Genomic DNA, 17114 nt, shown 5'->3' with positions numbered 1-17114 from the left:
ACAGGGCACGAAGTTGCAACCAGCCAGACCCTACGGGTTATCCGGTGGTTACAACAGGGGTAATCGTTACAACAGCGCGGTCACATCATGCCTCACCGGCACCGCTGATGTCATTGCGCCCCAGCGTTCATGTCGCCGCGCACCAGCGTTGGTGTCACCGTGCCCCGGCCGCGCGGTCACCGGCGTCGAGCAGCTCCGCCAATCGCGGACCGATCTCCGCCAGCGCCTGCGGCGAGGTCATCTGATCATGCACCACCGCGACCGGCCGATCACGCACCGCGCCGTCGACATACGGGGCCCAATTGGCCGCCGCCGCCTCATGTCCGAGCGCGCTGAAGTATTCCAGCCTGCCACGGAACACCGCGGGCCGGTGTTCGGCGATCAGCTCGGCCGAGCGCACCGCGCTGCGATAGATCCGGCGCACCCGTTCGGGGGTGAGTACGGCCATGTTGGCCGGGATGATCGCGTGCAGCGCGGCCAGTGCGTCCTCGCTGAGCTCGCGTACCCCCGCGGCGGGCAGCGCCGCGCTGATGTCGACGCCGAGTTCGGCGAGCGCGTCGCGGACCGCCGTGTGGAAATCGGGGACATCGATATCGGGATGCGAATCCAGCATCGCCAGCAACGACACCTGCTCCCCCGCCGCCTGGAGTTCGGTGGCGACGGCGTGGGCGAGCACACCGCCCAGCGACCAGCCCATCAGCCGGTACGGGCCGTGCGGCTGCTGGGTCCTGATCTCGGCGGCGTAGCGGCGCGCCATCTCGGCGAGCGTGCCCGGCAGGTAGCCCGCCTCGCTCAGCGCGGGCGACTGGAGCCCGAAGATCGGCCGCCGCGCCGGAATGTACTGTGCCAGCCCGGCGTAGCACCAGGACAGCCCGTACATCGGGTGGATGCAGAACAGCGCTCCGCCGGCTTCCGTGCCGTGCGGCACCCGGTTGCGGATGGCCAGCAGGACGCCGAGGGCGTCGTCGGATTCGAGGTCGGAGGTGAGGTCGCGATCGCCGCCGGCGGACTGGGTGGCGTCGATCCGCTCGGCCAGCGCGGCGACAGTGGCGTCGGTGAAGAACCATTGCACCCGCACCTCGGCGCCGACCCTGGTACGCAGGCGGCTGATCGCCTTGGTGGCGATCAGGGAGTTGCCGCCGAGTTCGAAGAAGTCGTCGTCGAGGCCGACCTTGCCCGCGCCGAGCACCTCCGCGTACACCTCGGCGACGGCACGCTGCAACGGCGTGGTCGGCGGCCGGTAGGCGCGGGTGGTGAAGGCGGGGACGGGCAGGGCCTTGCGGTCGAGCTTGCCGCTGGCGTTGAGCGGCAGCGAGCTCAGGATCACCACGGTCGCCGGAACCATGTACGACGGGAGCGCTGCCCTGGCATGGGTGAGCAACGCGACTTGATCGAAACCAGTGGTAGTGGTGCCGCTTTCGATCGAATAGCCCTCCGGTCGGGCCGACGCGGGGGCTTCCTCGACCGGCGGTTCGACCGGCACCACGTAGCCGACCAGCCGGTCTCCCGTCGGGCCGTGGACGAGCGCGACGGCAGCATGCCGGACACTGTGATGATCGCGCAGGACCGCCTCGACCTCACCGAGCTCGATGCGCTGACCGCGCAGCTTCACCTGGAAGTCACTGCGGCCCAGGTATTCCAGGCTCTCGTCGGTAGTCCAGCGCACGACGTCACCGGTGCGGTAGAGCCTGCCGCCGCCGGGATGGGCGACAAAGCGTTCGGCCGTGAGGGTGGGCGCGCCGAGGTAGCCGCGGGCCAGCTGCACCCCTTCCAGGTACAGCTCCCCCGCGGTACCGGGCGGGACGGGTCGCAGTTGCCGGTCGAGCACGTGGACGCGCGTGTTGGCGACCGGTATGCCGATCGAGATACCCACGGCGGGACCGGCTTCTACCTGCGCCGCGGTCACCACGGTGGCTTCGGCGGGGCCGTACCAGTTGACCAGCGCCGCCGCGGGCAGCACCTGGCCGAACCGGCGCGCGGTCGAGGACGTCAGCGCCTCGCCCGCCGCGAACACCCGCCGCAGCGAGGGGAATTCGCCCGTGTCACGGTCGGCGAGGAAGGCATCCAGCATCGACGGCACGAAATGCACGGTGGTGACGGCGCGTTCGGTGATCACCTCGGCCAGGTAGGCCGGGTCACGGTGACCGTCGGGGGCGGCGATCACCACCGTGGCGCCGGTCTGCAACGGCCACAGCAACTCCCAGGTGGAGATGTCGAAGGTGACCGGGGTCTTGTACAGAACCACGTCGCCGGGGCCGTGCGGGTAGGTGCGCTGCGCCCAGCGGAACTGGTTGACCAGCTGCCGGTGCGTCAGCATGACGCCCTTGGGCGTGCCGGTGGACCCGGAGGTGTGGATGACGTAGGCGAGATTGTCGGCCTTCGGCAGCTCCAGCTCCGCCGCTTCGCCACTGACGGCGGCTAGCTCGAGGACGGGAATGCCGGAGTCGGTGGTGAAACCGGCGGTGGCGAGCACGCAGATCGGCGCGGCCGAAGCCAGCACCCGGTCGGTCCGTTCGGCCGGGTGGTCCGGGTCGACCGGTACGTACGCCGCACCAGTCCGCAGCACCGCGTAGATCGCGGTCACCAGGTCGATGCCGCGCCGCATCGCGACCGCGACGAGCGTCTCCGGCCGGGCGCCCCGTGTACGGAGGGAACCGGCGAGCTCGCGCACGCGTTCGTCGAATTCCGCGTAGGTGTAGGTGGTTTCACCGTCGACCAGTGCGGTGGCCTGGGGAGTGCGCCGGACCTGCGCGTCGAACAGCGACAGCAGCGTCGCCTCGTCGAGCAGTTCGGGCGCGTCGGTGGCGTTGACCGCCGCCAGGGTCGCGCGTTCCTCCGCGAGCAGCACATCGATCTCGGCGATCCTGGCCTGCGGACTCGCGACGAACCTCGCCAGCAGCATCGAAAAGCGTTGCGCCAGCGCGTTGGCGGTGTCCTCGCCGAACACATCGCGCAGGTACTTCACCGAGACCCGGAGCTGCCCGTCGGCGACCACCTGCACGGTGAGCGGGTAGTGGGTGCCGTTGGCGGCGTCCATCCCGGTGACGGCGGCCGATCCGGACGCGGCCTGTGCCAGTCCTTCGCGGTCGACCGGGAACGACTCGAAGACGACGAGCGAGTCGAACAGCGCGTCGATGCCCGCGATCTCCTGGATCTCACCGAGCCCCAGATAGTGGTGATCGAGCAGCGCGGCTTGATCGTCCTGCAGTGTGCGCAGCAGCTCGGCGACGGTGTCGCCGGGACGCAACCGCACGCGAACGGGAATCGCGTTGAGGAACAGCCCGACCATTCGTTCCACGCCGTCGAGCTCGGCCGGCCTGCCCGAGACGGTGGCGCCGAACACCACGTCGTCGCGATCCACCAGCCGTGCGATGAGCAGGCCCCAGGCCGCCTGGACAACGGTGTTCACCGTGACGCCGAGGCTCGCGGCGAGCTCGCTCAGCGCGGCGGTGTCCGCCGGGGCGAGCACGAACCCGGTTTCGCCGGTGCCCGTGGCGATCTCGCGGCCCTGATCGACGGGCGCGAGCGGAGTGGGTTCGGCCAGGCCGGTGAGCGCGGTGCGCCATGCGGTCCTGGCGGCTTCGAGATCCTGGCCGACGAGCCAGGCCAGGTAATCGCGGTAGGGCGCGACCTTGGGCAGGCGCCTGCTCCGACCGCCGACCACGTACGCGGTGAGCAGTTCCTGTAGCAGCAGCGGGGTCGACCAGCCGTCGATCAGGATGTGGTGGCTGGTGACGAGCAGGTGCGCGGTCTCGGCGGTGCGCACCAGCGTGAACCGCAGCAGCGGCGCGGTGGCCATGTCGAAGTGCGCGGCCAGATCGGCGGCGCGAATGCGCTGGTAGGCGGCGTCGTCCGCGCCCCGACCGGCGGGCCCGGAGGCGGCAGCGGAGCGTGACCACGCAGGGCCCTCGGGAGGGGCGCCATCGAGCACTGTGTCGATGACCTGCCACGGCACGTCGATGTCGTCGAGCACCACTTGCAGGGGGGTGCCCGCGGCGTCGGTGGCGAACGCGACGCGCAGGTTGTCGTGCCGGTCGAGCACGGCCTGTGCCGCCTCGTGCAGTTTCTCGTCGTCCACGGACAGATCGAGGTCGAGCACGAACTGGGTGATGTAGGGGTCGACCGAGTTCTCCGCGAGCAGCGCGTGGAACAGCATGCCCGATTGCAGCGGCGTCACCGGCCACACGTCGCTGAGCAGTGGGTAGCGGCGGACCAGACGCGTCAGCTCGGTTTGGCCGAGTCGCACCAGCGGGAAGTCCGACGGTGTGAATCCGCCCGCGCCGGGCTGCAATCCGTGTTCGGCGAGTCCGCCGAGCGCGCGGATCCAGTGTTCGGCGAAGGTCTTGACCGCGTCCGCGGTGAGTACGGCGGTGGCGTAGTCGAATCGGGCGACCAAGCCGTCATCGGTCGCGTCGACCGTGAGCACCAGGGCGAGGTCGTCGGCGGCCACATCGGTGTGCACGCGCGCGGGGCGCAGGTCGCGCAGACGGACGGCGAATCGGCCGCGATCCAGCGTGCGGACACTGTCGGCGGTCTCGGTGTCGAGGTAGCGGAGCAGGCCGAAGCCGGCGCCGTGGGCGGGAACCGCGCGGCGCAGTTCCTTGATCTGGGCCAGGGCCGTTCCCGCGGCGGGACCGCCGACGAGCGCGTCGGCGACGTCGATGCCGTCCAGGCGCAGCGCGAGCGGGTAGTCGGTGGTGAACCCGCCGACGACGTTCTCCGCATCGGGTCGGCCGAGCAGGCGCTGGTCGGCGCGCAGCCGCACCACCGTGCCGATCGCCCGTGCCGCGGCGGTGTCGGCGGCCGTGTGCAGGGCCAGCGCGGCGGCGGTGAGCAGTACCTCGTCGACAGTGGCGCGGTAGGCATCGGCGACGGTGCGCACCGCGGTGGTGCCCTCGCCGGTGATGCTCAGCGAGACCCGGTTGCGCAGGTGCAGATCGGCGGATTCGCCTGCCCTGGATCGGATCGCGCGATGCCAGTAGGCGCGTTCGGCCCGTGCGGCGGCGGTGGACGGGTATGCGGCGAGGTGGCGTACCAGGTCGCCGAGTCCGGCATCGGGTGCGGCGGGTGCGGCGTGGCGGCCGCGGCTCCAGGCCGTGGTCAGCTGGTCGACCACCGCGCGCCACGAATTCTCGTCCAGGACGAGGGCATTGGCGACGACGACCAGGGTGGCCGAGCTACCGGCGTCGCCGGTGAGGACGAAGTGGATGTTGCGGCCCTCGTCCGGGTCTAGCGCTGCCGAGGCCGCGGCCACGATGTCGTCGACGGGTAGCGAGGACTCACCGTCTTCGTTGTCGAGCCTGCGGAAGGCGTCGCCGATGCGTTCGTCGGGCGGCGGGATGCGCAGCACCGGCGTGTCGCCGGTGCGGTCGAGCAGCGCCCACAGCATCGGATGCTGGTTCATCACCGCGGCTGCGGCGGCCGCGACGGCCTCGTCCGGGCAGTCTGCCGGTACTTCGAGCAGTACCGCGCGGGGTTCGACCGCGGCCTCGCCCGCTTCGGCGAGCTGGGCGGCGGTGGCGGTGAGCGGGAGCGTGGCCGACGGCGCACTCGGTGCGACGGCGACTTCGGCGCGTCCGGCGAGCGCGGCGACAGTGCGCGCGTCGAACAGGTCGCGCGGTCGCAGGACCACTCCGGCGGCCGAGGCCCGCGACACGACCTGGATGGCGGTGATGCTGTCGCCGCCGAGAGCGAAGAAGTCGTCGTCGAGACCGACCCGGTCGTGGCCGAGGACATCGGCGACGACCCGGGCGATGGTCTTCTCGGCGGCGGTACGGGGCGCACGGTATTCGCCGCGAGCGGCGAGCGGGTCCGGCAGCGCGCGCCGATCCAGCTTCCCCACGGGGGTCAGCGGAATCTCGTCGAGGACGATGATCGCGGCGGGCACCATGTAGTCGGGCAGCACCTGCGCGGCGAGCGCGGTGAGTTCGGCGGTATCGAGCGCTCGGCCCTCGTCGGCCAGGACGTAGGACACCAGCATCGTCGAGCCGGCGCCGTTGTCGCGGCCGAGCGTGGCGACCCAGGAGACTCCGGGTGCGGCGGCCAGCACGGCGTCGATCTCGCCGAGCTCGATGCGCAGCCCACGGATCTTGACCTGGAAGTCGTTGCGGCCCTGGAACTCCAGGACATCGCCACGTCGGCGAACGAGGTCGCCGGTGCGGTACAGGCGGGCGCCCTCGGGACCGAACGGGTCGGCGATGAAGCGCGCCGCGGTGAGAGCGGGGCGCTGGTGGTAGCCGCGGGCGAGTTGGAGGCCGCCGAGGTAGAGCTCGCCGGTGACACCGCCGGGGACCGGACGAAGGCGTTCGTCGAGGATCAGGGCGCGGATGCCGCGGATCGGGCCGCCCATGTGCACGGCATCGCCCGGCCGCAGCGGGTCGCTGATGGCGGTCATGACGGTGGTCTCGGTGGGACCGTACCCGTTGTGGAAGTGCCGCTGGGGCAGCGTGTTCCAGCGCGCGGCGAGGTCGGCGGGTACGTGCTCGCCACCGACGATCAGGACGCGCAGACCGGGAACGCCGTCGGGGTCGAGGGTGGCCAGCACCGAGGGGGTCAGGAAGGCGTGGGTGACGCCCTCCGTACGGATCAGCTCGGCGAGCTCGGTGCCGCCGACGGATCCGGCGGGAGCAACCACCAGGGTGCCCGCGCCGCCGATGGCGAGCAGCAGCTCCAGCACCGACGCGTCGAACGACGGGGAGGCGAAAGCCAGTGCACGCGTGGCGGAGTCGAGGCGGTAGCGCTGTTTCTGCTCGGCGCAGAAGTTGGCGAGCCCGGCATGGGTGACAACGACGCCCTTGGGCAGTCCGGTCGAACCGGAGGTGTAGATCATGTACGCGGCATTGGCGGTGCTCGGCGGGGTGAGCAGTTCGATCTCGCGCAGGCCCACGGTGGCACAGCCGGCGATCTCGGCGGTGAACGCGCGATCGTCGAGCGCTACCCAGCCGCCTGCGCCGGACAGCGTGGGCAATCCGGCGAGTTCGGCGGCGAGGGTGATACCGAAGACTGCGCCCGAGTCGGTGACCATGTGGCTGATCCGCTCGGCCGGATAGCCGGGGTCGATCGGCACGATCACCGCGCCGGTGCGCGCGATCGCCCAGACCGCGAGCACCGATTCGACCGAGCGCCGAATCGCCACGGCGACTGCGACTTCCGGGCCTGCACCACGGGCGATCAGGCCACGGGCCAGCTGGTTGGCGGCGGCATCGAGCTCGGTATAGGTGAATCCGCGCCCGTCACCGCGCAGGGCGATGCCGGTCGGATCGGCGCGCACCGCCTCGTCCATCAGCTGGGCGAGGGTGCGCTCCGGCTCGGCCGCCGGGCCCGCGAAGGTGATGTTCGCGAGGAATTCGGCGGGGTCGAGCAGGTCGATATCGCCCACGGCGAGATCGGGGTCGGCGGCTACGGCGGCGAGCAGCCGGACGAAGCGCGCACCGAAACTCCGCACCGTCTCGGCATCGAACAGGTCTGTCGCGTAGGCGAATTCGGCGTGCATGCCGCCGTTGTCCTGCTGCTCACGCATGGTGAGCAACAGGTCGAACTTGGCCTCGGCAGTGCGGGCGTCGAGCGCGCCCACCGTGATTCCCGGCAGTTCGAAGGCGACCGGGGCGAGGTTCTCGAACGACAGCGCCACCTGGAACAGCGGGTGTCGGCCCGCCGACCGCGCGGGTTGGAGCGCATCGACCACCCGCTCGAACGGGACGTCGGCGTGGGCGAAGGCGCGCAGATCGGTGTCGCGGGTCTGGGTGAGCAGCGCGGTGAACGGATCGCTCTCGGTGATCCGGCTGCGCAGCACAAGGGTGTTGACGAACATGCCGACCAGATCGTCGAGCTCACGGGCGCCACGGCCGGCGATCGGAGTCCCGATGGCGACGTCGTCGGTGCCGCTGAGCCGGGCGAGCAGCACCGCGAGCGCGGCCTGGACGACCATGAACACCGTGACGCCCTGCGCGCGGGCCAGGCCGGCGAGCTCGGCGTGCAGTGCGGCGTCGATCTCGAAGGTGCTGGTGGCGCCCGCGAAGGACTGCACCGCAGGGCGCGGACGGTCGGCAGGGAGGGCGATCTCCTCGGGCAGGCCGGCGAGCTCGTCGTGCCAGTAGGCCAGCTGGGCGGCGGCCGTGGAGGCGGGGTCGGCTTCGTCGCCGAGTGAGTCGCGTTGCCACACCGCGTAATCGGCGTATTGCAGCGGCAGCGGCGACCACGCGGGCGGCGAGCCTGCCGTGCGCGCGGTGTAGGCGAGGACGAGGTCGCGGGTGAGCGGCCCCATGGAGAATCCGTCGGCGCTGATGTGGTGGGCGACGAACACCAGGACGTGATCGTCGGCGCCCAGGCGCAGCAGCCGCACGCGGACCGGCGGCTCGACGGTGACGTCGAACCCGGTGGCGACGATCCGGCGCACCTCGTCGGCGAGCTGGTCGGGGGCGACCTCGACCGGGGTCAGGTCGACGCGCACCGCGTCGGGCGCGAGCACATCCTGGATCGCCGCGTCCCCGCGCGCCGGGTAGCGGGTGCGCAGCACCTCGTGCCGGGCGAACAGGTCGGCGACACCGAGCCCGAGGGCTGTCAGGTCGAGGGCGCCGGTGAGGCGGATCGCGGCCGGGATGTTGTAGACGGTCGCGTCGGGGTCGAGCCGGTTGAGCAGCCACATCCGCTGCTGTGCCAGTGACAACGGCACCCGCTGCGGGCGCGGTCCGGCGAGCAGCCGTGGTGCGGTGGCCTCGTCCGATCGGTGCACGCGCAGGGCGAGATCGGCCACCGTCGGCGCTTCGAACAGCAATCGGACGCCGACCGCGCGATCGAGCGCCGTCCCGATCCTGGCCGCCGCCCTGGTGGCGAGCAGCGAGTTGCCGCCGAGGGCGAAGAAGTCGTCGTCGGCGCCGACGGAGGCGACTCCGAGGATCTCGCCGTAGACCTCCGCGACCACCTGTTCGGTAGGGGTCGCCGGGGCGCGGAAGGTGGCGGCCTCGAAGACCGGCGCGGGCAACGCCTTTCGATCCAGCTTGCCGTTGACGGTGTAGGGCAGTTCCCCGAGGACAACGAACGCGTCGGGCACCAGATAGGTCGGCAGCTTGTCCCCCAGCGCGGACTTCAACTGTGCGACATCGAGATCCGCGCCGACCACATAGGCGACCAGTCGATCACCGAAATGGGCGTCGGTGCGGGCGAGCACCGCGGCCTGGGTCACCGCGGGCAGCCCGGCCAGCACGGCTTCCACCTCACCGGGCTCCACCCGGAACCCGCGGATCTTCACCTGGAAGTCGCTGCGGCCCAGGTAGATCAGCTCGCCGCCCGCTGTGGCGCGACCGGCTGGGAGCAGGCTGTCCGGTACCTCGGTCAGCGGTGTGCGCGCGACCAGGTCACCGGTGCGGTACATGCGAGCGCCGGGCTCGAAGGGATCGGCGACGAAACGATCAGCGGTCTGGGCCGCTTTGCGCAGGTAACCGCGAGCCAGCTGGACGCCACCGAGATACAGCTCGCCTCTGATGCCGGGGGCCACGGGCCGCAACCGCTCGTCGAGAACGTAGACGCGGCTGTTCCATGCGGGCGCGCCGATCGGCACGGTCAGCACGTCGGCGGTGCCGACACGGTGATCGGTGATCGACACAGCGGCCTCGGTTGGTCCGTACAGGTTGTCGATCCTGGTGCCGGGCAACGTCTTCAGCAGGCGCTGGGCCAGCGCGGCGGGCAGGGATTCGCCGATCGCGAGGATGCGGGTCAACGGCACGACCCGGCTCGGTTCGCCGTTCTCGTCGTGCGCGGACGACTCCCAGTACCCGGACAGCGCGTCGAGCAGCGACGGCACCGCTGTCAGGGTGGTGACGCCCGCGTCGGTGATCAGGGCGTCCAGGTAGGCGGGGTCGCGGTGCCCGTCGGGGGCGGCGATCACCAGGCGGCCACCGCAGATGGCGGCGGACCAGAATTCCCAGACGGACAGGTCGAACGTGGCGGGGGTTTTCAGCAGGAACACATCGGCGGCGTCCGTGCCGAATTCACCGCGTAGCCACTGCAACTGGTTGATCACCGCAGCGTGCGGCACCGCCACGCCCTTGGGGCGACCGGTGGAGCCGGAGGTGAAGATGACGTAGGCGGTGTTGTCGGGGCGCAGCGGCGCGCGGCGGTCGGCGTCGGTGATCGGGCTGGGATCAGCGGAGGCGATCACCGGGTGGTCGACGCGCACCACCGGCGCGGCGTCGGTACGGAAACCGTTGGTGAGCACGCAGATCGGGGCGGCGGTGTGCAGGATGTAGTCGGTGCGATCGGCGGGCTGATCGGGGTCGATCGGCACGTAGGCGCCGCCCGACCTGGTCACCGCGTACATGGCGACGACGAGATCGATCGACCGTGGCAGGGCGAGCGCGACCAGCGACTCGGGACCGACGCCGATCGAGATCAGATGCCGCGCGAGCCTGTTGACCCGTGATTCGAACTCGGCGTAGGTGAGCTCGAGGCGACCCTCGGGCAGGTCGGCTACGAGTGCGACAGCTTCGGGCCTGGCGACCGACGGCAGGTCGGCGAGCGTGCCACCGGGCACAGCGAGATCAGCGGCACCACTGACGATTTCGGTCGCGCGCTCCTCGGCGGACCGCAGGTCGACATCACCGACCACCACGGCGGGCTCGCGAATCACCGCGTCGAGCAGCAACGTCAGCCGGTCGGCGAAGGCCGCCACCGTCGCGGCGTCGAAGAGATCGGTGGCATAGGTGAAGAAGCCCTCGATGCCGGTGGGCGCCCCGTCGGCGTCGTAACCGTCGCCGACGATCAGATGCAGATCGAATTGCGACACAGCGAGTTCCGCCGATACCGGCGCGATCCGCAGGCCGGGCAGTTCCAGTGCGGCACGGTCGATGTTCTGGAAGGACAGACCGACCTGGAACAGCGGGTGACGTGCCGTGGAGCGCGGCGGATCGAGCACCTCGACCAGTCGCTCGAACGGAACATCGGCCGCGGCGAAGGCGGCCAGGTCGCTCGTGCGCTGGGCGGCGAGCAGCTCGGCGAACGTGGCGCCACCGTCGTAGCGGGTGCGCAGAACGACCGTGTTGACGAACATGCCGATCAGATCGTCGAGTTCGCGCTCTCCGCGTCCGGCGACGGGAGTGCCCACCGCCACGTCCGCGGCACCGGACAGCCGGGCCAGCAGGACGGCGAAAGCGGTGTGCAACACCATGAACACCGTGGCGCCGCGGTCGCGCGCGAGCGCCGCGAGCGCGGCGTGCGTCTCGGCGTCGATGCGCACCGGCACCCGTCCACCCGCGAGGGAGGCGACGGCGGGCCGCGGGTAGTCGGCGGGCAGTTCGAGCAGATCCGGCAGGCCGGCGAGTTCGGAGCGCCAGAACGAGAGCTGTCGGGCAGCCGCCGAATCCGTCTCGTCCTCGGCACCGAGCCGATCCAGCTGCCACAGCGCGTAGTCGGCGTACTGCACCGGCAGCGCGGCCCACTCCGGGGCATGTCCGGCGGTCCGTGCGAGGTAGGCGGTGGTCACATCGCGCACCAGCGGCGCCATCGAGGAGGCGTCGGCGGCGATGTGGTGCACCACCACGGCGAGCACGTACTCCGTGGGCGCGTCGGGTCCGCTGTCCGTGACATCGAACAGCCGGACCCGCAACGGAACCTCGACGGTCACGTCGAACGCGGTAGACGCGAGCGCGGTCACTGCGGCGATCAGCGAGGTCGCGGCATCCCGGGATCCGGCCTCGCCGGCCGTCGGCTGCCCGGCACTGATCCGGTGCACAGTGAAGTCGAGGTGGACCTGGTCGGCGGGGAGAACCTGCTGAATCGGGCCGTCGGCGGTGTCGGGGTAGACCGTGCGCAGGACCTCGTGGCGGGCCAGTACGTCGCGCAGCGCGGTGGTGAGCGCCGCGACGTCGAGGGCGCCGGTCAGCCGTAGTGCGAAGGGCAGGTTGTAGGCGGCGGCTCCGTCGTCGGCGCCCTGGTCGAAGCGGTTGAGGAACCACATCCGGCGCTGGGCGGGCGACAGCGGCAGCTCGTCGGGGCGGGGCAGGGTGCCGAGGCCACTGGTCGGCTGCGCCACCGCGCCGGGGTCGAGCACCGCCGCGAGCCCGGCGACGGTCGGGGTTTCGAAGAGGGTGCGCACGGCGATGCGGCCACCGGTGGCGGCGCCGAGGCGGGCGACCAGGCGGGTGGCGATCAGCGAGTTGCCACCGAGTGCGAAGAAGTCGTCGTCGGCGCCGATGTCGGTGCGGCCGAGCACTTCCCCGAACAGATCGGCGACGAGCCGCTCCTGGGTGGTGCTCGGCGCGCGGAACGCCCGGGCGGTGAAGCTCGGCGCGGGCAGCGCCTTGCGGTCGAGCTTGCCGCTGGGATTGAGCGGCAGTTCGCCGAGCACGGTGATCGACGCCGGAACCATGTAGACCGGCAAGGTCTTCGAAACAGCGGCTTGGAGCCGGTCGGGCTCGGCGGCGTGGCCGGGCGCGGGCACCACGTAGGCGACCAACTGGTCACCGAGCTCGGTCGCCGCGACCAATGCCACTGCCTGGCTGACGGATTCGTGCGCCAGCAGCGCGGTCTCGATCTCGCCGAGCTCGATCCGCTGTCCACGGAACTTCACCTGGAAGTCGATGCGCCCCAGGTAGTCCAGCCGGTGCGGGGCATTCGCGGTGGGCCGACGCCACACCACCAGGTCACCGGTGCGGTACATCCGAGCGCCCGCCGCGGCGAGGCCGGAGGCCGGGGCGAAGGGGTCGGCGACGAATCGATCGGCGGTGAGACCGGGTCGCGCGACATAACCGCGCGCGAGCTGATCGCCCGCGAGATAGAGCTCGCCCGCGATACCGGGTGGCACCGGTCGCAGCCGATCGTCGAGGACGTACACGCGGGAGTTCCACTGCGGCAAACCGATCGGCACCGAGCGCTCACCAGGGCGGGCCGGCCAGTACGTCACCGAAACAGCGGCTTCGGTCGGCCCGTACAGATTGTGCAACCTGGCCGAACTGACCGCGGCCATGGCGTCGACGGTCTCGGCGGGCAGCGCCTCACCGATGACGAAGATCTCGCGCAGCGACTCCAGGTCGGCATCGCCCTCGGACGCGGAGTTCGTATCGACAGCAGCCTGGGTGGCGAACATCGTGAGCATCGACGGCACGAAGTCGGTGACGGTGACCTTGTGCTTACCGATCAGGTCGATCAGATAAGCAGGGTCGCGGTGGCCGTCCGGGGTGGCCAGCACCAGTTTCGCGCCGACCCGCAGCGGCATGAAGTAGCCCCACAGCGACACGTCGAAGGTGGTCGCGGTTTTCTGCAGGTACACATCGCCCAGCGCGAGTGGGTATTTCGCCAGCATCCAGACGAGCTGGTTGTGGATGGCGGCGTGCGAGATCGCGACACCCTTGGGCTTGCCCGTGGACCCCGAGGTGAAGATGACGTAGGCCGGGTGGTCGGGGTGCAGCGGTGCGCGCAACTCCGGTGCGAGGACGGGATCACCCGGTACGCCGGCGACATCGAGCTCGTCGAGCAACAGCAGCGAGGTCCCGGGCGGAACTTCGATGGCGTCGGCACGGGTGCTCAGCACGCAGGCCGGGCGGGCGGTGTCGAGGATGTAGGCGATGCGATCGGCCGGATGGTCGGGATCCAGCGGCACGTAGGCGCCACCTGCGGTGAGCACCGCGTACATCCCGATCACCAGGTCGGGCGATCGCCGGACAGCAAGGCCGACAAGGCTTTCGGGACCGACGCCCTGGCCGATCAGCAGCCGGGCGAGGGCATTCACGCGCTCGTCGAACTGCCGGTAGGTCAGCTCGGTGTCCTCGTAGACCAGCGCGGTGGCATCCGGATGCGTCTGCACCGCACGGCGATACGCGTCGAGCATCGGCTCCGGCGGCACGGGGTGGCGGGTTTCGTTCCAGCTCACCAGGCTCTGCTCCCGCTCGACCTCGGTGAGCAGGTCGATGTCGGCGATCGCGAGACCGGCGTCGGTGGCGACCGCGTCGAGCAGGCGGGTGAACCGGGCCGCCAGGATCTCGATGGTGGCCGCATCGAACAGATCGGTGGCGTAGTGCAACGACGCGGCCATCGGCTCGGCCGGGTCCGCACCCGGCACGATCGTGAGCTGTAGGTCGAAACGCGCTACCGCACCGCCGAATTCGACAGGAGTGGCGTCGAGACCGGGCAGGCGCAGGTTCGGCAGGTCCAGATTCTGGAAGAACAGGGCAACCTGGAACAGCGGGTGATGGGCCTGCGAGCGAACCGGATCGAGCAGTTCTACCAGGCGCTCGAACGGCAGGTCGGCATGGGCGAAAGCGGCGAGGTCGGCCCGCTTGGTCGCGCGCAGCAGCTCGGCGAAGCTGGCGCGCGGGTCGAGATGCGTGCGCAGGACGAGCGTGTTGACGAACATGCCGATCAGGTCGTCGAGTTCCCTGGCACCGCGACCGGCCACCGGGGTGCCGATGGCGATGTCGTCGGTGTGCGCGACCCGGCCCAGCAGCACCGCGAAAGCCGCGTGGACAACCATGAATTCGGAGGTACCGCTGCGCTGGGCGAGCGCGGCGAGTGCCGTGTGCACCGCCGCCGGAATCTGGAACCCGAATTCGGCGCCGCGACCGGTGAAGACGGGCGGGCGTGGGCGATCGGTCGGCAGGTCGAGTCGGTCGGGCAGTCCCGCGAGCGCCGTGCGCCAGTGCGCGATCTGGGCGGCGGCCACCGAATCTGGGTCGTCTTCGGCGCCGAGGAGCTCGCGATGCCACAGCGTGTAGTCGACGTACTGCACCGGCAGCGGCTGCCATCGGGGTCGCGATCGGTTGCGGCGGGCGAGGTAGGCGCCGAGCAGGTCACGCAGCAGCGGTGCGACCGAGGCGCCGTCGGCGGTGATGTGGTGCAAGGCCACGGCGAGCACGTGATCGTGCGGCCCGAGCTCGGCCAGCGCCACCCGGAACGGCACACCGGCGGCGACATCGAACCCGGTGGCGGCGAATTCGCCCAGCCACAGCGGCAATTCGTCCTCGGTGAGCGAGTCGACCAGCACATCGGGGACGGCTTGCGCCATCGGCAACACCACCTGGTGGCCGACGCCGTCCACCACCGCACCGTCGGCACCTCGCTCGTACCCCTCGGCGGTGTGGACCGGGTACAGAGTGCGCAGGGATTCGTGCCGGGCGACCAGGTCCGACAGCGCCGCGTGCAGGGCGCGCGCGTCGAACGGTCCGGACAGGCGCAGCGCGAACGGGATCGTCTCCGCGGTCGAACCCGGATCGAACTGGTTGAGGAACCACATCCGCTGTTGGGCGGGCGAGAGCGGAATCAGCTCGGGGCGTTCGCGAGGTGCCAGCGGCGCGTGACCGCCCGCACCCTTCAGCGGTTCGAGCAGGGCGGCAAGACCGGCGACAGTGGGACTTTCGAAGACGTGACCGGCGGGCACCCGAGCCGACAGCTCCGCTCCGAGGCGCGCGGCTGCCCGCGTGGCGAGCAGCGAATTGCCGCCGAGGGCGAAGAAGTCGTCATCGGCGCCCACCGGGTTCTCCGGTGCCAGCAACTCGGTGAAGACATGCGCCACCAGCTCTTCCATCGCACCCGAGGGCGCCCGGAACTCCTCGGCACGCAGGGTGGGCGCGGGCAGGGCGGCCCGATCGAGCTTGCCGACCGGCGTCAGGGGAATGGCGTCGAGCACGGTCAGCGCGGTCGGCACCATGTGCGCGGGCAGCCCGGCCTTGGCGTGCTCGAACAGCTGGTCGGTCTCGATGCGCGCGCCGGGCGCGGCGTGGACGTACGCGGCAAGAATCGTTGTGCCGTTGTCGAGTTCATGACCCACGGTCACCGCGAAGTCGACGGTGTCGTGCCCGGTGAGCACGGTGTCGATCTCACCCAGTTCGATCCGGAACCCACGCACCTTCACCTGGAAGTCGTTGCGTCCCACGAACTCGATCGCACCGTCCACCCGGCGGCGCACCAGGTCGCCGGTACGGTACATCCGCCCCTCGGCCCCGGCGAAGGGATCGGCGACGAAGCGCGACGCCGTGAGACCCGGCTGACGGTGATAGCCACGCGCCAGCCCATGACCGGCGATGTACAGCTCGCCGATCATCCCGTCGGGCACCCGGACCAGGCGCTCGTCGAGCACGTACTCGGTCACCCCACGCAGCGGCGCCCCGATGTTCATCGTGTCGCCGACCACCAGCGGCGCGCTGATATTGGTCACGATGGTGGTCTCGGTCGGCCCGTAACAGTCGTGGAACCGGCGGGTATCCGTGGCCCAGCGCCGGATCAGGTCCGGCGGGCACGCCTCGCCACCGGTGGTGACCACGGCCAGCGCGTCGAGCCCGGCCGGATCCAGCGATGCCAGCGCGGCGGTGGTGATGAACATGTGCGTGACGGCTTCGCGACGCAGCACGTCGGCCAGCTCGGCGCCGCCGAGAATGCCCGCGGGCACGAGCACCATGGCGGCTCCGGCGCCCACCGCCATCAACAGTTCGAGCACGGCCGCGTCGAACGAGGGCGAGGCGAAGTGCAGCGTGCGCGAGGTCGGCTCGATCGCGTAGTGCGCGCGCTGTTCGGCGCAGTACCCGGCCAGCCCGGCGTGCGTCACCACCACGCCCTTGGGCAGCCCCGTGGAACCGGAGGTGTACACGATGTAGGCGGGGTGCTGTAGCCGCAGCGGACGGACCCGGTCGGCGAAGGTCACCGGATCACCGGGCTGGTCGTCGGTCGCGCGCCGGACGGCCTCGTCATCGAGGCACAACCACCTCAGCGCACCGGGCAGACGGTCCATCGCCGTGCCGACCGCGACCCCGAGCACCGCACCGGAATCGCCCAGCATGTGACTCACCCGAGCAGGTGGATAGTTCGGGTCGACGGGCAGGAACGCCGCGCCCGTCTTGGTCACCGCCCACATCGCCAGCACCGATTCCGGCGAACGCGGAATGCCGACGGCCACCACGTCCTCGGGGCCGACGCCGTAGGCGATCAGCAGCCGGGCCAGCCGGTTGGACCGTTCGTCGAGCTCGGCGTAGGTCCAGCGCACCGGCGCGGACACGCCGTCGTCCCACGACAGCGCGAGCCCACCGGGGTTGGATTCCACCGCCACGGACAGCAGTTGCGGCAGCGACTTCCCGCGCTGCCGGGCGCGGGCGCCGGACGCCCGGTTCGCCCGGGTCACGACAGTTCCGTCCGAT

At 70.9% G+C, this 17114-nt stretch carries 1 protein-coding gene; it reads right to left on the bottom strand.

Annotated features, from left to right (window positions below):
- Nucleotides 1-154 precede the first annotated feature (154 nt).
- Nucleotides 155-17098 carry an amino acid adenylation domain-containing protein gene (locus ACWDXS_RS25725; protein ID WP_449969404.1) on the bottom strand — a complete coding sequence of 5648 codons (16944 nt, stop codon included), beginning with the start codon at nucleotides 17096-17098 and terminating at the stop codon, nucleotides 155-157.
- Between the last annotated feature and the right edge of the window lie 16 nt (nucleotides 17099-17114).

It is taken from the genome of Nocardia sp. NPDC003183, assembly GCF_053590715.1.
Note: the sequence above shows the minus strand (reverse complement) of the source record. Positions and strands in the feature narration are given on the sequence as shown.